Source organism: Streptomyces sp. NPDC092952, from assembly GCF_044754785.1.
GTDB lineage: Bacteria > Actinomycetota > Actinomycetes > Streptomycetales > Streptomycetaceae > Streptomyces.
Genome location: NZ_JBIVPT010000005.1, coordinates 368,038 through 393,199, shown reverse-complemented (window position 1 = coordinate 393,199; position 25,162 = coordinate 368,038). Strand labels below are relative to the sequence as shown.

The 25,162-nt window shown below is 69.5% G+C and carries 19 protein-coding genes and 1 tRNA gene; 12 read left to right on the top strand and 8 right to left on the bottom strand.

The features are described from left to right. The first annotated feature begins 42 nt into the window (after window positions 1–42). From ACIQGQ_RS15765 to ACIQGQ_RS15735, 7 genes are all read left to right on the top strand, one after another. A complete protein-coding gene (locus ACIQGQ_RS15765) occupies window positions 43–2,340 on the top strand; it encodes an FdhF/YdeP family oxidoreductase (protein ID WP_402395612.1) in 2,298 nt (765 codons plus the stop codon). A 148-nt stretch (window positions 2,341–2,488) separates the two neighbouring features. Beyond that, window positions 2,489–2,959, top strand: coding sequence for a hotdog fold thioesterase (locus tag ACIQGQ_RS15760; protein WP_352274977.1), 471 nt, complete (start codon window positions 2,489–2,491; stop codon window positions 2,957–2,959). Window positions 2,960–3,627: 668 nt separating this feature from the next. Next, window positions 3,628–4,845, top strand: coding sequence for a branched-chain amino acid ABC transporter substrate-binding protein (locus ACIQGQ_RS15755; RefSeq protein WP_402396037.1), 1,218 nt, complete (start codon window positions 3,628–3,630; stop codon window positions 4,843–4,845). 102 nt (window positions 4,846–4,947) lie between these two features. After that, window positions 4,948–5,877 (top strand): branched-chain amino acid ABC transporter permease, encoded by a 930-nt coding sequence (locus ACIQGQ_RS15750; protein ID WP_402395609.1) that lies wholly within the window; start codon window positions 4,948–4,950, stop codon window positions 5,875–5,877. Window positions 5,878–5,882: 5 nt separating this feature from the next. Beyond that, window positions 5,883–7,664 (top strand): branched-chain amino acid ABC transporter permease, encoded by a 1,782-nt coding sequence (locus ACIQGQ_RS15745; protein WP_402395607.1) that lies wholly within the window; start codon window positions 5,883–5,885, stop codon window positions 7,662–7,664. Window positions 7,665–7,669: 5 nt separating this feature from the next. Next, complete coding sequence (locus tag ACIQGQ_RS15740) at window positions 7,670–8,551, top strand: ABC transporter ATP-binding protein (protein WP_402396034.1); 882 nt, start codon at window positions 7,670–7,672, stop codon at window positions 8,549–8,551. Next, the gene (locus tag ACIQGQ_RS15735) at window positions 8,548–9,264 is read left to right on the top strand and encodes an ABC transporter ATP-binding protein (protein ID WP_352274973.1); all 717 of its coding nucleotides are present in this window, start codon (window positions 8,548–8,550) and stop codon (window positions 9,262–9,264) included. Before ACIQGQ_RS15740 ends, ACIQGQ_RS15735 begins: the two co-directional genes overlap by 4 nt. Window positions 9,265–9,333: 69 nt before the next feature. Here the strand turns inward: ACIQGQ_RS15735 and ACIQGQ_RS15730 are convergent, their stop codons facing one another. Next, entirely contained in the window at window positions 9,334–9,984 is a 651-nt protein-coding gene (locus ACIQGQ_RS15730; RefSeq protein ID WP_352274972.1) for a response regulator, read from the bottom strand. 100 nt (window positions 9,985–10,084) lie between these two features. Between ACIQGQ_RS15730 and ACIQGQ_RS15725 the strand changes: the two genes are divergently transcribed. Both ACIQGQ_RS15725 and ACIQGQ_RS15720 read left to right on the top strand, forming a co-directional pair. Next, window positions 10,085–10,167: transfer RNA gene (locus tag ACIQGQ_RS15725), tRNA-Leu, on the top strand. An 82-nt stretch (window positions 10,168–10,249) separates the two neighbouring features. After that, window positions 10,250–11,035 (top strand): helix-turn-helix domain-containing protein, encoded by a 786-nt coding sequence (locus tag ACIQGQ_RS15720; protein ID WP_402395603.1) that lies wholly within the window; start codon window positions 10,250–10,252, stop codon window positions 11,033–11,035. Between the two features lie 9 nt (window positions 11,036–11,044). Here ACIQGQ_RS15720 and pyk read toward each other — a convergent pair whose 3' ends face one another. Continuing rightward, the gene (pyk, locus tag ACIQGQ_RS15715; protein ID WP_402395599.1) at window positions 11,045–12,478 is read right to left on the bottom strand and encodes a pyruvate kinase; all 1,434 of its coding nucleotides are present in this window, start codon (window positions 12,476–12,478) and stop codon (window positions 11,045–11,047) included. Between the two features lie 135 nt (window positions 12,479–12,613). Continuing rightward, complete coding sequence (locus tag ACIQGQ_RS15710) at window positions 12,614–13,312, bottom strand: SIMPL domain-containing protein (protein WP_402395597.1); 699 nt, start codon at window positions 13,310–13,312, stop codon at window positions 12,614–12,616. Window positions 13,313–13,507: 195 nt separating this feature from the next. On the opposite strand from ACIQGQ_RS15710, the gene ACIQGQ_RS15705 reads away from it, so the two are divergent. After that, window positions 13,508–15,319, top strand: a complete 1,812-nt coding sequence (locus ACIQGQ_RS15705) for a bifunctional metallophosphatase/5'-nucleotidase (RefSeq protein WP_402395594.1) — start codon at window positions 13,508–13,510, stop codon at window positions 15,317–15,319. A 67-nt stretch (window positions 15,320–15,386) separates the two neighbouring features. Here the strand turns inward: ACIQGQ_RS15705 and ACIQGQ_RS15700 are convergent, their stop codons facing one another. The 3 genes from ACIQGQ_RS15700 to pepN form a co-directional block, all read right to left on the bottom strand. Then, window positions 15,387–16,799: a lysine N(6)-hydroxylase/L-ornithine N(5)-oxygenase family protein gene (locus ACIQGQ_RS15700; RefSeq protein WP_402395592.1), complete on the bottom strand. Its 1,413-nt coding sequence runs from the start codon at window positions 16,797–16,799 to the stop codon at window positions 15,387–15,389. Then, window positions 16,796–18,199, bottom strand: a complete 1,404-nt coding sequence (locus ACIQGQ_RS15695) for a pyridoxal phosphate-dependent decarboxylase family protein (RefSeq protein WP_402395589.1) — start codon at window positions 18,197–18,199, stop codon at window positions 16,796–16,798. The genes ACIQGQ_RS15700 and ACIQGQ_RS15695 overlap by 4 nt, the downstream gene beginning before the upstream one ends. Before the next feature lie 224 nt (window positions 18,200–18,423). After that, on the bottom strand, window positions 18,424–20,928 hold the full coding sequence (pepN, locus tag ACIQGQ_RS15690; protein WP_402395586.1) for an aminopeptidase N: 2,505 nt from the start codon (window positions 20,926–20,928) through the stop codon (window positions 18,424–18,426). A gap of 197 nt (window positions 20,929–21,125) precedes the next feature. Between pepN and ACIQGQ_RS15685 the strand changes: the two genes are divergently transcribed. Next, the gene (locus ACIQGQ_RS15685; protein WP_402395583.1) at window positions 21,126–21,830 is read left to right on the top strand and encodes a hypothetical protein; all 705 of its coding nucleotides are present in this window, start codon (window positions 21,126–21,128) and stop codon (window positions 21,828–21,830) included. A 34-nt stretch (window positions 21,831–21,864) separates the two neighbouring features. Here the strand turns inward: ACIQGQ_RS15685 and ACIQGQ_RS15680 are convergent, their stop codons facing one another. After that, window positions 21,865–22,191 (bottom strand): chorismate mutase, encoded by a 327-nt coding sequence (locus ACIQGQ_RS15680; RefSeq protein ID WP_352274963.1) that lies wholly within the window; start codon window positions 22,189–22,191, stop codon window positions 21,865–21,867. Window positions 22,192–22,202: 11 nt separating this feature from the next. Further along, window positions 22,203–23,096 (bottom strand): helix-turn-helix domain-containing protein, encoded by an 894-nt coding sequence (locus ACIQGQ_RS15675; protein ID WP_402396031.1) that lies wholly within the window; start codon window positions 23,094–23,096, stop codon window positions 22,203–22,205. A gap of 226 nt (window positions 23,097–23,322) precedes the next feature. On the opposite strand from ACIQGQ_RS15675, the gene ACIQGQ_RS15670 reads away from it, so the two are divergent. Further along, complete coding sequence (locus ACIQGQ_RS15670) at window positions 23,323–25,128, top strand: beta-galactosidase (protein ID WP_402395580.1); 1,806 nt, start codon at window positions 23,323–23,325, stop codon at window positions 25,126–25,128. Window positions 25,129–25,162 lie beyond the last annotated feature (34 nt).

Here is a 25,162-nt window from a genome sequence, read left to right as displayed (position 1 = left end):
GGGACCGCACCGCCCCGCAGTCGGCCCGAAGGGGAGCACGCCATGGCCACCAAGCCGCCCACCGGTGACCCGGTCCAGGACGCGCCCCGGGTCGGACCGGCGCAGCACGCCGCCGCCGGACTGCCCGCCGTCGCCCACAGCCTGCGCATCGCCCAGCAGCAGATGGGCCTGCGGCGCACCGCGCAGACCCTGCTCAAGGTCAACCAGAAGGACGGCTTCGACTGCCCCGGCTGCGCCTGGCCCGAGGGCGACCGACGACACACGGCGGAATTCTGCGAGAACGGTGCCAAGGCGGTCGCCGAGGAGGCCACGCTCCGCCGGGTCACCCCGGAGTTCTTCGCCGCGCACCCCGTCCCCGACCTCGCCGGGCGCAGCGGGTACTGGCTGGGCCAGCAGGGCCGGATCACCCACCCGATGTACCTCCCCGAGGGCGCCGACCGGTACGAGGCGGTGAGCTGGGAGCGCGCCTTCGCGATCATCGCCGAGGAGCTGACCGCCCTGGCCTCCCCCGACGAGGCCCTCTTCTACACCTCCGGGCGCACCAGCAACGAGGCCGCGTTCCTCCTCCAGCTGTTCGCCCGCGAATTCGGCACGAACAACCTCCCCGACTGCTCCAACATGTGCCACGAGTCCTCCGGCTCGGCGCTCACGGAGACCATCGGCGTCGGCAAGGGCAGCGTCTCCCTGGAGGACCTCCACCGGGCCGACCTGATCATCGTCGCCGGGCAGAACCCCGGCACGAACCACCCCCGGATGCTCTCCGCCCTGGAGAAGGCCAAGGCCGCCGGGGCGAGGATCATCTCGGTGAACCCGCTCCCCGAGGCCGGCATGGAGCGCTTCAAGAACCCGCAGACCCCGCTCGGCATGGTCCGGGGCACCGCCCTCAACGACCTCTTCCTCCAGATCCGGATCGGCGGCGACCAGGCCCTCTTCCGCCTGCTGAACAAAATGGTCCTGGAGACCGGGGGCGCCGTCGACGAGACCTTCGTACGGGAGCACACCCACGGTTTCGAGGAGTTCGCGGCCGCCGCCCGCGCCGCCGACTGGGACGAGACGCTCACCGCCACCGGCCTCGACCGCGAGACGATCGAACAGGCCCTGGCCATGGTCCTCGCCTCCGAGCGCACGATCGTCTGCTGGGCCATGGGCCTCACCCAGCACAAGCACTCCGTGCCGACCATCCGCGAAGTGGTCAACTTCCTGCTGCTGCGGGGGAACATCGGCCGCCCCGGCGCCGGAGTCTGCCCCGTCCGGGGCCACTCCAACGTGCAGGGCGACCGCACCATGGGCATCTTCGAGCGCCCCTCCGCCGCCTTCCTCGACGCCCTCGACAAGGAATTCGGGATCACCTCGCCGCGCCACCACGGCTACGACGTCGTCCGCTCCATCCGGGCCCTGCGCGACGGCGACGCGAAGGTCTTCTTCGCCATGGGCGGCAACTTCGTCGCGGCCACCCCCGACACGGCCGTCACGGAGGCAGCGATGCGCCGCGCCCGCCTCACCGTCCACGTCTCCACCAAGCTCAACCGCTCGCACACCGTCACCGGCACCCGCGCGCTGATCCTCCCGACGCTCGGCCGCACCGACCGGGACGTCCAGGCCGGCGGCAAGCAGTTCGTCACCGTCGAGGACTCCATGAGCATGGTCCACGCCTCGCGCGGCAACCTGCCGCCCGCCAGCCCCCACCTGCTCTCCGAGCCCGCCATCGTCGCCCGGCTCGCCCGCGCCGTGCTCGGCCCCGGATCGGCCACCCCCTGGGAGGAGTTCGAACGGGACTACGCCACGATCCGCGACCGCATCTCCCGCGTCGTCCCCGGCTTCGAGGACTTCAACGCCCGCGTCGCGCACCCCGGCGGCTTCACCCTCCCGCACGCCCCGCGCGACGAGCGCCGCTTCCCCACCGCCACCGGCCGGGCCAACTTCACCGCCGCCCCCGTCGAGTACCCCGAACTGCCCGAGGGCAGGCTGCTGCTGCAGACCCTGCGCTCCCACGACCAGTACAACACCACCGTCTACGGCCTCGACGACCGCTACCGGGGCATCCGGGACGGCCGCCGCGTCGTCCTCGTCAACCCCGACGACGCCCGCGCCCTCTCCCTGCCCGACGGCGCCCACACCGACCTCGTCGGCGAGTGGAAGGACGGCGTGGAACGCCGCGCCCCCGGCTTCCGCGTGGTGCACTACCCGACCGCCCGGGGCTGCGCCGCCGCCTACTACCCGGAGACCAACGTGCTGGTCCCGCTGGACTCCACCGCCGACACCAGCAACACCCCGGCCAGCAAGTCCGTCGTCGTCCGCTTCGAGAACACCACGGCGGCCCCGGCGGGCGGCACCGCCTGAGACCGGCCGGGAGGACCGGGAGAAGGCCCGCCCGCACGGACGCCTCCCCCGCCACCGGACACGCCCTAAGCGTCCGCTCAGCCGTCTGATAGGAACGACGCACACAGCAGTGATGTCGTGAACCACCGCAGACGATCGGAGCAGGCCCATGGGCGAGCAGACCACTCCCAGGTTCCCCCAGGAGATCATCGACGAGTACGCCGCCCTCGGCGTCGACCTGCCCGCGCTCTTCTCCGCCGGGCACCTCGGCGAACGCATGGGCGTCACCATCGTCGAGGCCTCCGCGGAGCGGGTCGTCGGCACCATGCCCGTCGAGGGCAACACCCAGCCGTACGGACTGCTCCACGGCGGCGCCTCCGCCGTACTCGCCGAGACCCTCGGCTCCGTCGGCGCCATGCTCCACGGCGGGGCGTCCAGGCTCGCCGTGGGCGTCGACCTGAACTGCACCCACCACCGCGGAGTGCGCAGCGGGCTCGTGACCGGCACCGCCACCCCCGTCCACCGCGGCCGGTCCACCGCCACGTACGAGATCGCCATCACCGACGAGGCGGGCAAGCGGGTCTGCACGGCCCGCCTCACCTGCATGCTCCGCGACGCCCCGCGCCCCGGCACCGACTGACGGACCGGGAACACGACCCACCACAACCCAACACAACGCACCACGCCGCACGGCACCCCTGCCCGGCCGGAACACAATCCGGCCGGGCAGCGCCATTTCCACCCACAACAGCCGGTACACGCAACGATGTTGACCATCGAACGCATCAACTCCCTTGACCAGGAACCACGTTGTATGGCCAACTCGGCACGCGCACACCACGCCGCGTCCACCGCACCGGCCAAAAAGTAACGCTGAGTAATCAACATCGGGTCCGCACGCACCCCCACGGCACCCCTCCCGACCCGACCCCGCAGCCACCGGGCACCCCGCCGCACCCGCACCCGCCGCACCCCTCCCCACCTCGGGCGACAGCACCATGATCGGCCCAAGCCCCTTAGCAGAGCTGCGCGTTCTCAAAATGCGGTCACTTCACCGTCCGGTAAAAAGACGTACATGTCCGCACAGCCACCTCAAGCCTTGCTCAAGGGCATAACAAGAAAGTCACATCCTGCGGCGGACCCACCCCCGACATACGCACCTGCGCCTAGAGTCACGGCCAGTCACCGCGCCGCCGGGCGCGTCTGCAAGCACGGCCCTGTACCACCCAGTACGGCCCGGCGAACGTCACGGCACCTCACGCAGAGGAGGCCGCGCCAGGGAAAGGACCTTTCGTGCGACACCGTTCGTTGTTCATACTCACCGCAGTGCTCACCACCGGAGCACTCACACTCACCGCCTGCGGGTCGCGCGACGACAGCAAGAACGGCAGTGGCAGCGGCGACACCCAGACCGTCGTCATCGGACTCGACGCCCCCATCACCGGCGACCTGTCCGCCCTCGGCCTCGGCATCAAGAACTCCGCCGACCTCGCGGTCAAGACGGCCAACAAGGAAAACACCGTCCCGGGCATCAAGTTCGAGCTCAAGGCCCTCGACGACCAGGCACAGCCCTCCGTCGGCCAGCAGAACGCCCAGAAGTTCATCGACGACGACAAGGTCGTCGGCGTGGTCGGCCCCCTGAACTCCGGCGTCTCCCAGTCGATGCAGAAGCCGCTCAACGACGCCAGCCTCACCCAGGTCTCCCCCGCCAACACCGGCACCGAACTGACCCAGGGCGAGAACTGGAAGACCGGCGACAAGAAGCGCCCCTTCAAGACCTACTTCCGCACCGCCACCACGGACCAGATCCAGGGCGCCTTCGCCGCGAAGTACCTCTTCAACGACGCGAAGATCAAGCAGGTCTACCTCATCGACGACCAGAAGCCCTACGGCGCCGGCCTCGCCGCCTCCTTCAAGAACACCTTCACCACCCTCGGCGGCAAGATCGTCGGCAGCGACCACGTCAACCCCGACGACCGCGACTTCAACGCCGTCGTCACCAAGGTCAAGAAGTCCGGCGCCAAGGCCGTCTACTACGGCGGCGAATACCCCGCCGGCGCGCCCCTGAGCCAGCAGCTCAAGGACAGCGTCCAGATCCCCCTCATGGGCGGCGACGGCATGTACAGCGCCGACTTCATCAAGCTCAACAAGAAGGCCCAGGGCGACATCGCCACCTCCGTCGGCAAGCCCGTCGAGGAACTCGACTCGGCCAAGAAGTTCATCGCCGACTACAACGCCGGCGGATACAAGGACGCCTACGAGGCCTACGGCGGCGGCACCTACGACGCCACCTGGTCCATCATCGAAGCCGTCAAGATCGCCGTCGCCGACAACGGCGGCAAGCTCCCCACCGGCGACGACACCCGCACCAAGGTCCTCGCCGCCATGGCCAAGGTCAAGTTCGACGGCGTCACCGGCCCCGTCTCCTTCGACGAGTTCGGCGACACCACCAACACGATGATGACCGCCTACCAGGTCGACGGCGGCAAGTGGACCTCCAAGCTCAGCGAGGCCTACAAGCCGTAACCCGCTCCCGGGCCCACGCCTGACACCCACACCAGACCGCGCGGGAGCGCTACCAGCCTCCCGCGCGGTGCCATATCCGAACCACTCCACGGAGGCCCTGCGGTGCACGAACTGCCGCAACAGCTGGCCAATGGACTCATCCTCGGCGCGATGTACGGACTCATCGCGATCGGCTACACGATGGTCTACGGAATCATCCAGCTCATCAACTTCGCCCACGGCGAGATCTTCATGATCGGAGGCTTCGGAGCTCTCACCGTGTACCTCTGGATGCCGGCCGGTGTCTCCCTCCTCGCAATCATCCCCCTCATGATCATCGGCGGCGTCATATGCTCCGTCGCCGTCAGCACCGCCGCCGAGCGCTTCGCCTACCGGCCCCTGCGCAACGCACCCCGACTCGCCCCGCTCATCACCGCGATCGGACTCTCCCTCGCACTCCAGCAGGCCATCTGGAAGTGGTACCCCGACGCCAAGAAGGACCACCCCTTCCCCCAGTTCAAGGGCGAAGCCCTCGACATCTTCGGCACCCACATCCAGCGCGGCGACCTCTTCGTCCTCATCACCGCCCCCGTCTGCATGCTCGCCCTCGGACTCTTCGTCTCCAAGACCCGCACCGGCCGCGGCATGCAGGCCACCAGCCAGGACCCCGACACCGCCAAGCTCATGGGCATCAACACCGACCGCATCATCGTCATGGCCTTCGCCATCGGTGCCGCGTTCGCCGCCGTCGCCGCCGTCGCCTACGGGCTCAAGAACGGCCAGGTCGGCTTCAAAATGGGCTTCATCATGGGCCTCAAGGCCTTCACCGCAGCCGTCCTCGGCGGCATCGGCAACATCTACGGCGCCATGCTCGGCGGCGTCGTCCTCGGCATCGCCGAATCCCTCGCCACCGGCTACATGAGCGACGTACCCGGCATGGAACTCTTCGGCGGCGGCGGCTGGAAGGACGTATGGGCCTTCGTCCTCCTCATCATCGTCCTGCTCCTGCGCCCCCAGGGCCTGCTCGGCGAACGCGTCGCGGATCGGGCGTGATACGGATGACCACCAACCACACCACCGCACCCGCCCCCTTCCTGCCGATCCCCGCCCCCGCGGCCCGCATCGGCACCCTCGTCGGCGCCGCCGCCGCCCTCGCCGGCACCTTCCTCGCCTGGACCTGGACCAGCGAATTCCCCGGCGACCTCACCGTCACCGGCTACCCCGGCGGCCTCCAGGTCCTCACCCTCATCAGCGCCGCACTCACCCTGCTCCTCGCACTCTCCGGATACGGCATCCGCGGCCTGAACTGGCTCACCCCCGGCGGCACCAACAGCCCCGTACGCCTCCTCGCCCTCGGCACCCTCGGCACCACCGGCTACGCGATCGGCGCCATCTCCTACGAACTCGGCGGCGCCGTCAACCTCGAACCCGGCGCCTGGGTCAGCGGCATCGGCTCACTGATCGCCGTCATCGCCGCCCTCGGCCTCCCCGGCGACCAACCGGCCGACACAACAAGCCCCTGGCAGCGCTTCCGCGAAAGCCTCCGCGCCCCCCAGGCACCCCGGGCCAAAGCCCTCCCCTCCTGGGCCGAGATCCTCATCATCGTCGCCGCGTTCGGCATCGGCCTCTACGTCTTCGCCTACGGCATCGACACCGACTACACCGAACTCTTCATCGGCTTCCTCATCACCGTCGCCTTCGCCTTCACCGCACTCCACCGCGCCGGACTCGTCTCCCGCATCACCGCGCTGACCGCGAAGCACCGCAACATCACCCTCGCCGCAGCCCTCGTCGCCGCCGTCTGCTTCCCCTTCACCCAGCAGAAAGAGGAATACGCGCTCATCGGCGCCAACATCCTCATCTTCGGCACCGTCGCACTCGGCCTCAACGTCGTCGTCGGCCTCGCCGGCCTCCTCGACCTCGGATACGTCGCCTTCCTCGGCGTCGGCGCCTACGCCGCCGCCCTGGTCTCCGGCTCCACCATGTCGGCCATCGGCGTCGAATTCCCCTTCTGGGCCGCCGTCCTCACCGGCGCCGGAGCCTCACTCATCTTCGGCGTACTCATCGGCGCACCCACCCTCCGACTACGCGGCGACTACCTCGCCATCGTCACCCTCGGCTTCGGAGAGATCTTCCGCCTCACCGTCAACAACCTCAACGGCAACAGCGGACCCGACCTCACCAACGGCTCCCAAGGCATCCCCAGCATCCCCGACCTCAACTTCTTCGGCTTCGACTTCGGCCTCAAGCACAACATCCTCGGCTTCGACCTCGGCAGGTCCGCCAACTACTACCTGCTGATGCTCGTCTTCACCGCCGTCGTCGTCCTGGTCTTCCGCCGCTCCGGAGAATCCCGCATCGGCCGCGCCTGGGTCGCCATCCGCGAAGACGAAACCGCCGCCACCGCCATGGGCATCAACGCCTTCCGGCTCAAGCTGCTCGCCTTCGCCCTCGGCGCCACCCTCGCCGGACTCGCCGGAACCGTCCAGGCCCACGTCAACTACACCGTGACACCCGAGCAGTACCAGTTCGCCGGCTCCGTACCCCCCAACTCCGCCTTCCTCCTCGCCGCCGTCATCCTCGGCGGCATGGGCACCCTCAGCGGACCCCTCGTCGGCGCCGCACTCCTCTACCTCATCCCGGCCAAGCTCCAGTTCATGCAGGACTACCAGCTCTTCCTCTTCGGCATCGCACTCATCCTCCTGATGCGGCTGCGCCCCGAAGGACTGGTCGCCGACCGCCGCAAGCAACTCGAATTCCACGAGAACGACCAGCCCGACGTACCCGAACCACGGCAGTCCGAAGAAACCGGCGCCGGCATCGCCAAGGCGGGGGCGTGACCACCATGACCACCACCACACCCGTCCTCGAAGCCAACGGCGTCACCATGCGCTTCGGCGGCCTCACCGCCGTACGCGGCGTCGACTTCACCGTCAACACAGGCGAGATCGTCGGCCTCATCGGCCCCAACGGCGCCGGCAAGACCACCTTCTTCAACTGCCTCACCGGCCTCTACGTCCCCACCGAGGGCAAGGTCAGCTACAAGGGCACCGTCCTGCCGCCCAAGCCCCACCTCGTCACCCAGGCAGGCATCGCCCGCACCTTCCAGAACATCCGGCTCTTCGCCAACATGACCGTCCTGGAAAACGTCCTCGTCGGACGCCACACCAGGACCAAGGAAGGCCTCTGGTCCGCCCTCCTCCGCCTCCCCGGCTTCACCCGCGCCGAACAGGCCAGCCGCGAACGCGCCATGGAACTCCTGGAATTCATCGGCCTCCAGGACAAGGCCGACCACCTCGCGCGCAACCTCCCCTACGGAGACCAGCGCAAACTGGAGATCGCCCGCGCCCTCGCCAGCGACCCAGGACTCCTCCTCCTCGACGAGCCCACCGCCGGAATGAACCCGCAGGAGACCCGCGTCACCGAAGAGCTCATCTTCGCCATCCGCGACAAGGGCATCGCCGTACTCGTCATCGAGCACGACATGCGGTTCATCTTCAACCTCTGCGACCGCGTCGCCGTACTCGTCCAGGGCGAAAAACTCGTCGAAGGCACCGCCGACGTCGTCCAGAGCGACGAACGCGTCGTCGCCGCCTACCTCGGAACCCCCTTCGAAGGCGCCCCCGGCGCCGAAGAAGCCGCCGAGGTCCAGGCCGCCGAAGCCCACGCCGAAGCCGACGCCGCAAAAACCACCAGCACCAGCACAGAGGAGGAGGACACCCGATGACCGCACTGCTAGAGGTCGAGGACCTCCGCGTCGCCTACGGCAAGATCGAAGCCGTCAAGGGCATCTCCTTCACCGTCGAAGCCGGCCAGATCGTCACCCTCATCGGCACCAACGGCGCCGGCAAGACCACCACCCTGCGCACCCTCTCCGGCCTCCTCAAACCGGCCGGCGGCCGCATCACCTTCGACGGCAAACCCCTCAACGACGTCCCCGCCCACAAGGTCGTCGCCCTGGGCCTGGCCCACTCCCCCGAGGGCCGCCACATCTTCCCCCGCCTGACCATCACCGAGAACCTCCAGCTCGGCGCCTACCTCCGCAACGACAAGGCAGGCATCGAAAAGGACATCCAGCGCGCCTACGACCTCTTCCCCATCCTCGGGGAACGCCGCAAACAGGCCGCCGGAACCCTCTCCGGCGGCGAACAGCAGATGCTCGCCATGGGCCGGGCCCTCATGTGCCAGCCCAAACTCCTGATGCTCGACGAACCCTCCATGGGCCTCTCCCCCATCATGATGCAGAAGATCATGGAAACCATCGTCGAACTCAAGGCCCAGGGCACCACCATCCTGCTCGTCGAACAGAACGCCCAAGCCGCGCTCTCCCTCGCCGACCAGGGCCACGTCATGGAAGTCGGCAAGATCGTCCTCTCCGGCACCGGAGCAGACCTCCTCCACGACGAATCCGTCCGCAAGGCCTACCTCGGCGAGGACTGACACCAACGGAGAAGGCCCGCGCCCCGGACAACCGGGACGCGGGCCTTCTCCATACCACGCGCGAACGACCTACTCCGCAGCCTTCTTCTTCTCCTCGGCATCCGCGATCAACGCCTCGGCAAGCTGCTGCATCGAAAGCCGACGATCCATCGACGTCTTCTGGATCCACCGGAACGCAGCCGGCTCCGACAACCCGTAATCCGTCTGCAGAATGCTCTTCGCCCGATCCACCAGCTTCCGCGTCTCCAGCCGCTGCGCCAGATCCGCGACCTCGCTCTCCAGCGCCTTCAGCTCCGCGAACCGCGACACCGCCATCTCGATGGCCGGCACCACGTCGCTCTTGCTGAACGGCTTCACCAGATACGCCATCGCCCCGGCATCCCGGGCCCGCTCCACCAGATCCCGCTGCGAGAACGCGGTCAGCATCAGGACCGGCGCGATCGACTCCTCGGCGATCTTCTCGGCGGCGGAGATCCCGTCGAGCACCGGCATCTTCACATCGAGGATCACCAGGTCCGGCCGGTGCTCCCGGGCCAGCTCGACGGCCTGCTGCCCGTCCCCGGCCTCACCGACGACCGTGTACCCCTCTTCCTCCAGCATCTCCTTGAGGTCGAGCCGGATCAGCGCCTCGTCCTCGGCGATGACGACGCGGGTCGTCGTCGGCGGAACGTGCGACTGATCGTCGTCGGCGACGGGCTGGGGCGACTCGGGGGCGGTCACGGAAGCTCCTCGTTACGGGCCGGGCAGATGCTGCTGCTCCCGAAGCCTACCTAGCTGCGGGAAGCCGCGGAGAACCGGTAGACTCCGACCGGGTTGGCCAGCCGGGTTGGCGGAATGGCAGACGCTGATGTCTCAAACACATCTGTCCGAAAGGACGTGCGGGTTCGACTCCCGCACCCGGCACACCTCGAAGCGGATGTTCACGTTCTCGTGAACATCCGCTTTCTGCTACACGTGGTGGCGAGTGGTCACTCATGGTGTTCACATGAACTTTCACGGCCCCGAGTTACGGCAGAGGGCGCTCACGCTCCTTCGTGACGGCGCAAGGAATGCGGACGTGGCACGGAGACTGAACGTCCCCGCCGGCACGATCAGCTATTGGAAGCACATGGACCGCGCCAAACGCGGCGAGTGCCCAGGAGCCCATCGTCCGTTCTGCCCCCGGTGCGAAGGAGAGCTGGATCAGGCGGCGTACGCCTATCTTCTGGGCCTCTACCTCGGCGACGGACACATCATCCAGAACCGGGCAATGCACGTACCCAGCCTTTCCATCACCTGTACAGATTCCTGGCCCGGCCTGATGGAACTGTGCGAGAACGCCATGCGTGCCGTCTTCCCGCAGAACTCCGTTTGCAGAGTCCGCAGGAAAGGGTGCCATGAGGTGAAGATGTACTCGAAGTATCTCCGATGCCTCTTCCCCCAGCATGGGCCGGGCAAGAAGCACCAGCGGCGGATCGTCCTCGAACCCTGGCAACTGGAAATCGTGGACGCGCACCCCTGGAAGTTCATCCGTGGCCTCATCCACTCCGACGGATGTCGCATCACCAACTGGACCACGCGCCTTGTCGGCGGGGAGCGGAAACGCTACGAGTATCCGCGCTACTTCTTCGCCAACAAGTCCGACGACATCCGCAAGCTTCTCTGCGACACCCTCGATAATGTCCATGTCGAGTGGACGACCCTGGCGCGCGGCAGCGACCCGTTCAACATCTCCGTCGCCCGACGGGCGTCCGTCGCGTTGATGGACGCCCATGTCGGGCCGAAGTACTGACGACCGTCCCTACTTCGGGCTGTCGTCCTCGCCGATGTGGTGTACCCGGACCAGGTTCGTCGAGCCCGGGACGCCCGGCGGGGAGCCGGCCGTGATGACCACGGTGTCGCCCTTGCGGCAGCGGCCGATCTTGAGGAGTTCCTCGTCGACCTGGGCGACCATGGCGTCCGTCGAGTCCACCTCGGGGCCGAGGAAGGTCTCGACGCCCCAAGTCAGGTTCAGCTGGGCGCGGGTGGCCGGGTCCGGGGTGAAGGCCAGGAGCGGGATGGGCGAGCGGTAGCGGGAGAGCCTGCGGACGGTGTCGCCGCTCTGTGTGAAGGCGACCAGGAACTTCGCGCCGAGGAAGTCGCCCATCTCGGCTGCCGCGCGGGCCACCGCGCCGCCCTGGGTGCGGGGCTTGTTGCGGTCGGTGAGGGGCGGGAGGCCCTTGGCGAGGATGTCCTCCTCGGCGGCCTCCACGATGCGGGACATGGTGCGGACCGTCTCCACGGGGTGCTTGCCGACGCTGGTCTCGCCGGAGAGCATCACCGCGTCCGTGCCGTCGATGACCGCGTTGGCGACGTCGGAGGCCTCGGCGCGGGTGGGGCGGGAGTTGTCGATCATCGAGTCGAGCATCTGGGTGGCGACGATGACCGGCTTGGCGTTGCGCTTGGCGAGTTTGATCGCGCGCTTCTGGACGATCGGCACCTGTTCCAGGGGCATTTCGACGCCGAGGTCGCCGCGGGCGACCATGATGCCGTCGAAGGCGGCGACGATGCCGTCGATGTTCTCGACGGCCTGGGGCTTCTCGATCTTGGCGATGACGGGGAGGCGGCGGCCTTCCTCGTCCATGATGCGGTGGACGTCCTCGATGTCGCGTCCGCTGCGTACGAAGGAGAGGGCGATGACGTCGGCGCCGGTGCGCAGGGCCCAGCGGAGGTCTTCGATGTCCTTCTCAGAGAGTGCGGGGACGGAGACGGCGACGCCGGGGAGGTTGAGGCCCTTGTGGTCGGAGATCATGCCGCCTTCGATGACGGTGGTGCGGACCCGGGGGCCGTCGATCCCGGTGACTTCGAGGGTGACGCGTCCGTCGTCGACGAGGATGCGTTCGCCGGGGGTGACGTCGGTGGCGAGGCCGTCGTAGGTGGTGCCGCAGATGTGGCGGTCGCCTTCGACGGGTTCGACGGTGATGGTGAAGGTGTCGCCGCGTTCGAGGAGTACGGGGCCTTCGCCGAAGCAGCCGAGGCGGATCTTCGGTCCCTGGAGGTCGGCGAGGATGCCGATGCTGCGTCCGAGTTCGCCGGAGGCTTTGCGTACGCGGCGGTATCGCTCTTCGTGTTCCGCGTAGGTGCCGTGGCTGAGGTTGAGGCGGGCGATGTCCATGCCCGCTTCGATGAGTGCCTTGATTCGGTCGTACGTGTCGACGGCGGGGCCCAGGGTGCAAACAATTTTCGCTCGGCGCATGCTTCGACCCTAGACCTTACCTACGGGTAGTTGATTGGCGTCCCGTGACTGCTCAACGACCTTTGGATGAAGGGTTATTGACAAGTGCTGAATTGTGCACCGGGGTGCTCGGATGAGCATTTTCGCGGAAACTCGTCAGAGTTTTGGCGGTGACATGATGAAGCGGGCATTGACCTGGGCGTAGACGGTCTGGCGCTGGGGTTCGAGGTCGAGGGCGGGGGCGGGCTCGGCCGGGGCTCCTCCGAAGGCGGCGCGGCCGCGTGGGGCGCCGGGGGCGAGGGGCGCGGGTGGTGCGGTGTTCTCCGCGCCGAGGTCGGCGAGTTCGACGAGGGCGACGAGGTGGGCGTCGAGGGCTCCGGCGTACTCGCGGGCGCGTTGGACGGCGCTGTGGACGGCGAGGCGGCGGGCTTCGGCGTGGGCCGGGGAGTCGGGGCGCAGTCCCCACCAGGGGCCGTTGACGCGGGTCATTTCGAGGTCGGCGATTCGGGTGGTGAATTCGCCGAGTGCGGTGAAGTCGTTGAGGACGGCGGTGATGCGGACGCTGCCGTGGTAGGCGCGGATTTTTTCGTTTCGGCCGGGTTGGGTGAGTTCGGGGGTGAGGGAGAATGCGCCGGTTTCGAGTTTTTCCACGGCCTGTCCGTAGGACCGGGCGAGTTCGAGTACGTGGTGGTTGCGGCGGGTGAGGTCGTCGAGGGTGTGGCGGCGGTCCTTGCCGCGGGCGGTGACGGTGATGGTGATGCGGGCGGTTTCGGGGTCGGTTTCGAGGCGGGCGTCGCCGCGGACGGCGACGCGGGGGTGTTCGGGGGTGCCGTGGGGTGGGGGTGTCTGGGTCATGGTTCCACTGTGGCATCCGGGTCGGACAGCGGCTGGTCATCAGATCGAAACCCGTCAGGGGTGTTGCGGGGTGGGGCTCCTGCGACATTATCTACGCGCGTTGTGCGCGGTCGGCCGTGTGGTGCCGGAGCCGCGCGGGCGCGAACGGAACGCGTGGGAACTGAAGCGCGTGAGAGCTGAGATGTGGGAGTAGAGATGCCGCTGAACCGTAGGACGTTCCTGGGCACATCGGCGGCCGCCGGTGCGGGTGTGGCGATGGCGGGGGGTTCCGCGGTGCCTGCCGCGGCCGAGGGCCCCGGCGGGGGCCACGGTCACGGGCGTCCGCAGAAGCGGTACTCGTTCACCGTGATGGGCACGACGGACCTGCACGGGAACGTCTTCAACTGGGACTACTTCACGGACAAGGAGTTCGACGACAAGGACCACAATGACGTGGGTCTGGCGAAGATCTCGACGCTGGTGGAGCAGATCCGCCGGGAGAAGGGTCGCCGGAACACGTTGATGATCGATGCGGGTGACACGATCCAGGGCACCCAGCTCTCGTACTACTACGCCAAGATCGATCCGATCACGGCGAAGCGTGGTCCGGTGCATCCGATGGCGCAGGCGATGAACGTGATCGGGTACGACGCGGCGGCGCTCGGGAACCATGAGTTCAATTACGGTATTCCGGTGCTGCGGAAGTTCGAGGAGCAGTGCGACTTTCCGCTGCTGGGTGCGAATGCGTTGGACGCGAAGTCGTTGCGGCCGGCGTTCGCCCCGTACGTGATCAAGAAGCTGCGGACGCCGCAGGGGCGGGATGTGCGGGTCGGGATCCTGGGGCTGACCAATCCGGGGATCGCGATCTGGGACAAGGCGAATGTCGGCGGGAAGATGGTGTTCCCGGGGCTGGAGGAGCAGGCGGCGAAGTATGTGCCGCGGCTGCGTTCGATGGGTGCGGATGTGGTGATCGTTTCGGCGCATTCGGGTACGAGTGGTACGTCTTCGTACGGGGATCAGGTGCCGTACGTGGAGAACGCGGCGGCGTTGGTGGCGGAGCAAGTGCCGGGGATCGATGCGATTCTGGTGGGTCACGCGCATCTGGAGATTCCCGAGTACTTCGTGGAGAACAAGGAGACCGGTAAGAAGGTCGTGCTGTCGGAGCCGTTGAAGTGGGGGCAGCGGCTGACTCTCTTCGACTTCGATCTGGTGTGGGAGAAGGGCCGCTGGGTGGTCGAGAAGGCGGGTTCGCGGGTGCTGAACTCGAACACGGTGGCGGAGGATTCGAGGATCACCCGGCTGTTGGCGGACGAGCACAAGAAGGTGGTGGCGTACGTCAATCAGGTGATCGGTACGTCGACGGCGGCGATGAGTACGGCGGAGGCGGCCTGGAAGGACGAGCCGATCATCGATCTGATCAATGTCGTGCAGGCGGAGACGGTGAAGGCGGCGTTGGCGGGTGGCGAGTACGCGGCGCTGCCGGTGCTCTCGCAGGCGTCCTGTTTCTCGCGTACGGCGCGGATTCCGGCCGGGAATGTGACGATCAAGGATGCGGCGGGGCTGTATCCCTTCGAGAACACGCTTGAGGCGCGGTTGATGACCGGTGCTCAGCTGCGGGATTATCTGGAGTTCTCGGCGCGGTACTACGTGCAGACGGCGGCGGGTGTTCCGGTGGACACGTCGAAGCTGACGAATGCGGAGAACACTCCGGATTACAACTATGACGCGGTGTCGGGTCTGACGTACGAGATCGATATCGCGAAGCCGAGTGGTTCGCGGATCGTGGGTCTGGCGTTCGAGGGGAAGCCGGTGGATCCGGCGGCGCGGTTCGTGCTGGCGGTGAACAATTACCGGGCCAGTGGTGGGGGTAATTTCCCGCATGTGGCGGGTGCCAAGCAGGTGTGGGCGAACTCGGAGGAGATCCGGAACACGATCATCGCCTGGGTGCAGGCGAAGGGTTCGGTGGACAGTGCGGAGTTCGCTTCGGTGGACTGGCGGCTGACGCGTGAGGGTGTGCCGGTGTTCTAGCGGTTTCCGGTGGGCGGCCGTCTTCTCCTTGGGGAGGGGGCGGCCGCCTTTTGTGTGTGTGGGGGGGTCAGTTGTTGTGGGCGAGGGGGATGAGGCCGGGGTCGTGGGTGGGGGTGTGGGGGGCTTGGGGGGTGAGGCCGAAGGTGGTGAAGGCGGTGCGTTCGGGGAGGGGGTAGGGGGTGGTGCCGGTGAGGTCGTTGAGGATGGTGGCGCTGCGCCAGGCGGCGAGTCCGAGGTCGGGGGCGCCGACGCCGTGGGTGTGGCGTTCGGCGTTCTGGACGTAGACGTTTCCGGTGACGGTGGGGTCGAGGTCGAGGCGGAAGCGGTCGTCGATGCGGGGGCGTCCGGAGGTGTCGCGGTTCAGGTGGGGGTCGAGGGAGCCGAGGACGCGGTCGAGGGAGCGTTCGCGGTAGCCGGTGGCGAGGACGACGGCGTCGGTGGTGAGTCGGGTGTGGGTGTTCTGCTGGGTGTGTTCGAGGTGGAGTTCGATGCGGGTGCGGGCGACGCGGGTGGCGGTGCGGACGTGGACGCCGGGGGTGAGGGTGGTGTCGGGCCAGCCGCCGTGGAGGGTGCGGCGGTAGAGCTCGTCGTGGATGGCGGCGATGGTGTCGGCGTCGATGCCTTTGTGGAGTTGCCATTGGTGGGGGACGAGTTCGTCGCGGACGGTTTCGGGGAGGGCGTGGAAGTAGCGGCTGTAGTCGGGGGTGAAGTGTTCGAGGCCGAGTTTGGAGTACTCCATGGGGGCGAAGGCCTGGGTGCGGGCGAGCCAGTGGAGGTTTTCGCGGCCGGCGGGGCGGGCGCGGAGGAGGTCGAGGAAGATTTCGGCGCCGGACTGGCCGGAGCCGATGACGGTGATGTGGTGGGCGTCGAGGAGTTCCTGGCGGTGGTGGAGGTAGTCGGCGGAGTGGATGACGGGGATGTCGTCGGCTTCGGTGAGGGGTTGGAGGGGTGGGGGGATGTGGGGTTCGGTGCCGACGCCGAGGGCGATGTGGCGGGCGTGGGTGCGGCCGAGGGCCTGGGCTTCGCCGTCGTGGTCGAGTTGGGTGAAGTCGATTTCGAAGAGGGCGCGGCGGTGGTTCCAGCGGACGGCGTCGACCTGGTGGCTGAAGTGGAGGCCGGGGAGTTGGCCGGTGACCCAGCGGCAGTAGGCGTCGTATTCGGCGCGTTGGATGTGGAAGCGTTCGGCGAAGTAGAAGGGGAAGAGGCGGTCGCGGGTGCGGAGGTAGTTGAGGAAGGTCCAGGGGCTGGCGGGGTCGGCGAGGGTGACGAGGTCGGCGAGGAAGGGGACTTGGAGGCTGGCTCCGTCGATGAGGAGGCCGGGGTGCCAGTGGAAGGCGGGGCGTTGTTCGTAGAAGGCGGTGTCGAGGGGGTGGTCGGGTACGCCGTGGGCGAGGGCGGCGAGGGAGAGGTTGAAGGGGCCGATGCCGATGCCGACGAGGTCGTGTGGCTGGTCGGTGTCGGGGGTGGGGTGGTCGGTCATCGGGGGGTGTTGCCTTCCGGGGTTTCGTGGGCGAGTCGGTGCACCAGGTCGAGGAGGGTGCGGAGGTGGTCGGGGGTGGTGTGGGGGTTGAGGAGGGTGGCTTTGAGCCAGAGGCGGTGGTCGGCGTGGGCGCGGCCGAGGACGGCGTGGCCGCGGTTGAGGAGGGTGCGGCGGATGGTGGCGACGGTGTGGTCGTCGGCGCCGGTGGGGCGGAAGAGGACGGTGCTGATGGTGGGGCGGTCGTGGAGGTCGAGGCCGGGGGTTTTGGTGATGAGGTCGGCGAGGTGGTGGGCGGTGGCGAGGGTGCGGTCGACGAGGTCGGCGAGTCCGGTGCGGCCGAGTGCCTGGAGGGTGACGGCGATTTTGAGGGCGTCGGGGCGGCGGGTGGTGCGGAGGGAGCGGCCGAGGAGGTCGGGGAGGCCGGCTTCGGTGTCGTCGTGGGCGTTGAGGTAGGGCGCTTGGTGGTGGAGGGGGTGGAGGTGGTGGCGGTGGGGGACGGCGAGGATGCCGGCGGGGGCGGGTTGCCAGCCGAGTTTGTGGAGGTCGAGGGTGACGCTGTGGGCGCGGTCGAGACCGTGGAGTTTGTTTCGGTGGGTGGGGCTGAAGAGGAGGGGGCCGCCGTAGGCGGCGTCGATGTGGAGTTCGGCGCCGTGGGTGGCGCAGAGGTCGGCGATGTCGGTGAGGGGGTCGATGTGGCCGGTGTCGGTGGTGCCGGCGGTGGCGGTGACGAGGAGGGGTGGTTGGAGTGTGGTGAGGGCTTTGTCGAGTGCGGTGAGGTCCATGACGCCGTGGGGGGCGGGGAGGACGGTGGGGGTGGGGAGGCCGAGGAGCCAGGCGGCGCGGGTGATGCTGTGGTGGGCGTTGGCGGCGCAGATGGTCTGGATGGGGCCGTTGCGTTCGCGGGCGAGGAGGAGGGCGAGTTGGTTGGCTTCGGTGCCGCCGGTGGTGATGAGGGCGTCGGGGTCGGGTTGGTGGGGGTAGATCTGGGCGGCGAGGGTGGCGGTGGTGTCGGCTTCGAGGGTGGAGGCGGCGGGGGCCTGGTCCCAGGAGTCCATGGAGGGGTTGAGGGCGGAGGCGGCGAGGTCGGCGGCGGCGGCGAGGGCGAGGGGTGGGGTGTGGAGGTGGGCGGTGCAGAGGGGTTCGGCGGGGTCGGCGGCGCCTTCGGTGAGGGCGGTGATGAGGGTGCGGAGGGCGTGGTGGGGGCCGGTGCCGTGTTCGGGGAGGAGGGGGTGGGTGGCGGTGCGGGTGCGGGGGGTGACGGTGTCGGGGCCGCCGGCGGGGAGGGGGCCGTCGCGTCGGCGGGCTCCGTCGTGGAGGGCGGTGAGGACGGTGTCGAGGAGGGGGCGCAGCGCTGTGGGTCCGGTGGTGGTTCCGGCGAGGGGTGGGGGCTGCGTGGGCATGGGTGTGGGGGTCCTTCGGGTGTGTGGGGGCATGGGACGACGTGTCAGCTTGCCCGGGTTTTGTCGGTGCGCGGGCGTGGAGCCGAGGATTCTGAACCCGAAAGGGGGATGGTGGGGGGTGTGGGGGGTGTGGGGGTGGTTTTGGTGCTATTGGGGTGGGGGTGGATATGGCTGTGCCCGGCGCCTTGTGGTGGGGGCGCCGGGCACGGGTGGTGCGGGGTGGGTCAGTGTGCTTCGCGTACGGCGAGGGCGCGGCGCAGGTCGTCGATGCGGTCGGTGAGCTTGCGGCGGAGGGCGGGGGTGAGGTCGCTGTTGTTCAGGGTCTGTTCGCCGAGGTGGAGGTGGTCGGTTTCGACGATGGGGATGGGGAAGGCGTGGGTTCCGGCGGCTTCGGCGATGGCGTTGCCGCGGCGGGTGGCGAGTGCGGTGGCGTCGGGGTAGAAGCGGGTGGTGTAGGGGCGTACGAGGTCGGCCTGTTCGGGTTGCCAGAAGCCTTGGGCGGTGGCGGCGAAGAGGTAGTTGGAGAGGGTGTCGTCGTGGAAGAGGGCTTGCCAGGCGGCTTCCTTGGCCTCGGGGGTGGGGAGGGCGGCGCGGCAGCGGGCGGCGCCTTCCTGTCCGGGGGCGCTGGGGTCCTGTTCGAGTTCGGCGGCGATGGTGGCCTCGTCGGTGGCGCCGAGGATGGCGAGGCGGGTGAGGATGCGCCAGCGGAGTTCGGGGTCGAGTTCGGGTCCGCCGGGGACGGTGCCGTTGGTGAGCCAGTCCTGGATGGTGTCGGGCTGGGTGGCGGCGTCGATGAGGTGGCGTACGGCGACGAGGCGGAGGCCGGGGTTGTGGCCGTCCTCGGTGCGGCGGATGAGGTCGCGGCAGAGGGCGGTGAGGGTGGCGAGGCCTGCGGGGTGCTGTTCGGGGGTGAGGTACTGGCGGATGATGTGGAGGCCCGCGAAGGAGAGGACGCCTTGGGCGAGGGCGAGGTCGGTCTCGTGCGGGAGGTGGGTGCGGGCGGCTTCGAGGTAGGCGGTGGGGGCGAGTTGCCCGTCGCGGACCATGTCGCGGGCGGTGTTCCAGAGGACGGCGCGGGTGAGGGCGTCGGGGATGCTGGAGAGGTTGGTGAGGGCGGTGTCCCAGGAGTGGGGGTCGAGGCGGATCTTGGCGTAGGTGAGGTCTCCGTCGTTGAGGACGAGGAGGGTGGGGCGGTGGCCGGGGCGGGTTTCGGGGGTGCCGGTGTGCGGGACGTCGGTCTCGAAGCGTTCGCGCAGGGTGAGTGTGTCGGCACCGGTGTGGGGGTCGGGGGTGCGGTCGTAGGCGCCGACGGCGATGCGGTGGGGGCGGCTGCCGTCGCGGTCGACGGTGAGGGTCCAGGTGCCGTCGGTCTCCTCGATCTGTGAGGTGAGGGTGTCGGCGCCGGTGGTGCGCAGCCAGGCGTCGGCCCAGGCGTGGACGTCGCGGTCGGTGGCGGAGGCGAGGTTGTCGACGAAGTCGGCGAGGGTGGCGTTGGCGAACTTGTGGCGGGCGAAGTGGGTGTTGATGCCGGCGAGGAAGTCCTTCTCGCCGAGCCAGGCGACGAGTTGGCGCAGGGCGGAGGCGCCCTTGGCGTAGGAGATGCCGTCGAAGTTGAGGAGTGCGGAGGCGGTGTCGGGGACGGCGTCGGGGTCGGGGGCGACGGGGTGGGTGGAGGGGCGCTGGTCGGCGTCGTATCCCCAGCCCTTGCGGATGACGCCGAAGTCGACCCAGGTGTCGGTGAAGCGGGTGGCTTCGGCGAGGGTCTGGTAGCCCATGTATTCGGCGAAGGACTCGTTGAGCCAGATGTCGTCCCACCAGGCGAGGGTGACGAGGTCGCCGAACCACATGTGGGCCATTTCGTGGGCGATGACCATGCCGCGGGTCTGGCGTTCGGTGTCGGTGACGGCGGAGCGGTAGACGAATTCGTCGCGGAAGGTTACGAGGCCGGGGTTCTCCATGGCGCCGGCGTTGAATTCGGGGACGAAGGCCTGGTCGTAGGAGTCGAAGGGGTAGGGCTCGTCGAACTTCTCGTGGAAGCGGTCGAAGCAGGCCCGGGTGATGTCGAGGATCTCGTCGGCGTCGGCGTCGAGGTGGGGGGCGAGGGAGCGGCGGCAGTGGATGCCGAAGGGCAGTCCGGCGTGCTCGGTGGTGACGGAGTGCCAGGGGCCGGCGGCGACTGCGACGAGGTAGGTGGAGATGAGGGGGGTGGTGGCGATTTCCCAGCGGCCCTGGCCGCGGTGGTCGGCGATGCCGTTGCCGAGGACGGTCCAGCCTTCGGGGGCGGTGACGGCGAGGGTGAAGACGGATTTGAGGTCGGGCTGGTCGAACGCGGCGAAGACGCGTTGGACGTCGTCCATGAAGAGCTGGGTGTAGGCGTAGGTCTCGCCGTCGGCCGGGTCGGTGAAGCGGTGCATGCCTTCGCCGGTGCGGGAGTAGCGCATGGCGGCGTCGACGCGCAGTTCGTGGGCGCCGGGGGTGAGGTCGGTGAGGGGGAAGCGGTTCTCGACGAGGTCGGCGGGGTCGAGGGGGTGTCCGTCGAGGCTGATCGAGCGCAGGGTGGCGGGCTTGAGTTCGACGAAGGTGTCGCCGGTGGTGGCCGCGGTGAACTGGATGACGGTGCGGGAGTCGAAGGTCTCCTCCCCCGCGGTCAGGTCGAGGTCGATCGTGTAGTGGTGCACGTCGAGGAACTGGGCTCGGGTCTGCGCTTCGTCGCGCGTCAGTACGGACATGTGTCCATGCTGCCGTACGCGGTGGGCGGTGCGTGGGCGGGTTCTCCCACGGCTGAGCGAGGGGGGGCGGGGCGGGTGTCCGCAACCGTGCGGGGTGTGGGAGGCGTCCCGTCCTGGGGCGGGTGGTTCGGGAGAGGTGTGGGGGTCGGGAAGTGGCTGGAGGGGTGGCGGGGTGTCGGGGTGGGCGGTGGCGGGTGGTGGGGGTGGTGCCGTGCGGGGTGGCGGCGGGGGCCCTGGTGTGGTGTCTCGTCGGGATGTGGCGGGCGGCGCGGTTGGAGAACTATCCGTGGAGTGCCTGGACGCCGGTCGGTTATGGGGCGGTGAAGGGGGTGTTCCTGGGGTTGCTGGCGGGTTGTGCGGCGGTGGTGGCGGTGCGGATCGGCCGGGCCGACGGGGGTCGGCCCGGCCGGTTCGCGGGGCTGGTGTTCGGTGGTGGGCTGGTGGGCGGGGTGGTGCCGGGGACGTTGCGGGACTTCCTGGGCGGGCCCCGGCCGCGGACGCTGTACTACTACGACGGGCCGAGGCCTGCCGCGGAGTGGTACTGGCGGCCGTTGCTGTCGGAGTGGCTGGGGTACACGGTGCTTCCGGCGCTGGGGTGTGCGGTGCTGCTGGCGGTGGGCGCGCTGGTGTCGGTGCGGTCCGCGCGCCGCGGGAGCGTGGGGTGGGTGCTCCTGGCCCTGGTGGGGGTGGGGTTGCTGGTCCTGCCGGAGTGGGCGGGCGGCGGGGCGCCCGAGCCGGTGGGCCAGGGTGGTCATGTGAACGAGTCGGCGGGTGCCGCGATCGTGGTGCTGGCGACGGGGTTCGGGTTGTTGCTGGCCGCGGGGGTGGTGCGGTCGGTGCGGCGCGGGCGGTGCCGGGCGGATGGGCCCGGGGGTGGCCGGCGGGTGTCCTCGGGCGGTTGACCGGTGTTGTCCGGCCGGTCGTCGGAGGGTGTGTTCAGTGTTCGGTGGCGGTGGCGGATTCCTCCGCGATCCGTTCGTGGTGGCGGATGACCTCCGCGACGATGAAGTTGAGGAGCTTCTCGGCGAAGGCCGGGTCGAGGTGTGCGCTCTCCGCGAGCTGTCGCAGCCGGGCGATCTGCCGGCTCTCGCGGGCCGGGTCGGCGGGGGGCAGGTGGTGGGCGGCCTTGAGGTGGCCGACCTGCTGGGTGCACTTGAAGCGCTCGGCGAGCATGTGGACCACAGCGGCGTCGATGTTGTCGATGCTCTCGCGCAGCCGGTTCAGTTCGGCGTTCACGGACTCGTCGATGTCCCTGGTCGTCATGGTCAGCGAGCTTAGACGGCCGGGCCGGGCGGGATGATCGTCGGTGGGTGCTCCGAGTCCGGAATCCGGTCGCTCCAGCCGCCGGGGACGGCGTGTCCCTGCTGTTCGCGGAAGCGGACGGGGGCGGTGCCGACCCGGCGGGCGAAGAGCCGGGAGAAGTAGGCGGGGTCGTCGTAGCCGACGCGGCGGGCGACGGCGGCGACCGGCAGGTCGGTGGCGGCGAGGAGTTCCTTGGCGCGGCCGAGCCGGATGCCGAGGAGGTAGTCCTTGGGGCTGCGTCCGGCGCCCCGTCGTACCGCCGTCCGCAGTTCGGCGGTGGTCATGCCGTGCCGGGCGGCGTGCTCGGCGACCGACAACGGCTGGAAGGCGTCACGGGCGAGGGCCTGCAGGACGGGGTCGCCGTCCGGGCTGACGTCGGCGCGGGCCCGGCGCAGGGCGACGAGCAGTTCGTGGACGGCGGCTCCGGTCTCCACCTCCAGGAGCGGGTTGCCCCGGCGGGCGGCGCGGACGATCCGGCTGATCGCGGCGCGCGGTGCGGCCGTGTCGGCGAGCGGGACGAGCGGCCGGTCGGGCTCGATGTAGCCGAGTTCGGTGTAGGTGGCGGTGGCGGGGCCGGTGAAGTCGACGAAGCTCTCGTCCCAGCCGGTGTCGGGGTCGGCGCCGTAGTGGTGCGGGGTGCCGGGGGTGAGCCAGATCAGGCTGGGTGCGGTGACGGGGACCCGGCGGCCGTCGGCCCCGGTGAACCAGCCGCTGCCGGAGTGGACGACGACGGCCACGTGGTGGTCGAGGGTGCGCGGGCCGACGGTGGGCAGGGTGCCGTGCTGGAGCCCGACTCCCAGGCAGACCAGGCCCAGCCGGTGGTGGAGCGGGCTGGGGGTGAAGAACCGCATCCAGGTGTGGTACATCGGCCGCCCTCGCTCCTCCTTCGACCACTTCCGCGCCGGGTCGGGCACGGGTCTGAACATTTGCGTCCAAACAGTAGTGATCTTTGTCCATGGACCGGCCGGGCGCCAGAGGGCGAGGGTGGAGGCACCATTCCTCCCGGGTCCGCCCGCTCCGTGGTGCGTGCCGCCGCACGCCCCGGGTGCGCGGTGCACGGGGGGCCGCGCGCACAGGAGAGTTACGAGCACGATGGCTGACTTCACCGTGGGGGACGACCACTTCCGGCTCGACGGGAAGCCCGTACGGCTGCTTTCGGGGGCCCTGCACTACTTCCGGGTGCACGAGGCGCAGTGGGACCACCGGCTGTCGATGCTCCGCGCCATGGGCCTGAACTGCGTGGAGACGTACGTGCCGTGGAATCTGCACGAGCCGCGGCCGGGCCGGTTCCGGGACGTGGGCGCGCTCGGCCGGTTCCTGGACGCGGCGCAGCGGGCCGGGCTGTGGGCGATCGTCCGCCCGGGTCCGTACATCTGCGCCGAGTGGGAGAACGGTGGTCTGCCGGTCTGGGTGACGGGGCGGTTCGGGCGGCGGGTGCGCTCCCGTGACGAGGGGTACCTGGAGGCGGTGGAGCGCTGGTTCACGGCGCTGCTGCCGCAGGTGGTGCAGCGCCAGATCGGGCGCGGCGGCACGGTGATCATGGTCCAGGCGGAGAACGAGTACGGGAGTTTCGGCTCCGACCGGGTCTACCTGCGGCGGGTGGCCGGGATGCTGCGCGAGCGGGGCCTGACCGTTCCCCTGTTCACCTCCGACGGGCCGGAGGACCACATGCTCACGGGCGGTTCCGTGCCGGGGCTGCTGGCCACGGCGAACTTCGGTTCGGGGGCACGGGAGGCCTTCGAGGTGCTGCGCCGCCATCAGCCGAAGGGGCCGCTGATGTGCATGGAGTTCTGGTGCGGCTGGTTCGAGCACTGGGGTGCCGGGCCGATGGAGCGCGATCCCCGGCCGGCCACCGAGGCGCTGCGGGAGATCCTGGAGTGCGGGGCGTCGGTGAACCTCTACATGGCCCACGGGGGGACGAACTTCGCCGGGTGGGCGGGGGCGAACCGGTCGGGCCCGCTCCAGGACCAGGACTTCCTGCCGACGGTGACGTCGTACGACTACGACGCGCCGATCGACGAGTACGGCCGGGCGACGGAGAAGTTCCGGATGTTCCGTGAGGTGCTCGCCCCGTACGCGGACGGGCCGCTGCCCGAGCTGCCGCCCGAGCCGGCCGGGCTGGCGGAGCCGGTGCGGGTGCGGCTGACGGGGTGGGCGTCGCTGGATGCGGTGCTGGAGGCGCTGGGTGACGAGGAGGGGGCGCCGTCCGGGATGCCGCCGACCTTCGAGGAGCTGGGCGTGGACCGGGGCCTGGTGCGCTACCGGGTGTCCGTGCCGGGTCCGCGTCAGCCGTACGCGCTGGATGTGACGGGGCTCCGGGACCGGGCCGTGGTCCGGGTGGACGGCGTCCGGGCGGGGGTGCTGACGGCGGAGGAGAGTGTCCTGGCGGAGCCGGTGGCGGGGCCCGCGGAGGTCGAGCTGTGGGTGGAGTCGCTGGGCCGGGTCAACTACGGGCCGCGGCTCGGTGAGTCCAAGGGGATCACGGGCGGGGTGCGGCACGAGCGGCAGTATCTGCACGGGGTGCGGGCGCGGGCGCTGCGGCTGGACGCGTTCGAGGAGCCGGGGGCGGTGGAGCGGGTGGCGTTCGAGGAGGTCGGCCGGTCCGACGGGACGGGGCTGTTCCGGGGGACGTTCGAGCTCGACGGGGTGGCCGGTGTCGGGCACGCGGGGATCGAACTGCCGGGCTGGGCGCGGGGGTTCGTCTGGGTGAACGGCTTCTGCCTGGGCCGCTACTGGTCGGTGGGCGCGCAGCGGACGCTGTACGTGCCGGGGCCGGTGCTGCGGGAGGGCGGCAACGAGGTGTGGGTGCTGGAGGTGGAGGAGGCGGGGGCCCCGTTCGTGGAGCTGGGCCCGGGGGCGCCCGCGTTCAGGGACGCCCCCGGGGTGGTTCGGGGGTGACTCAGAGCCTGTCGGGCGACCTCTGACCGGGGGG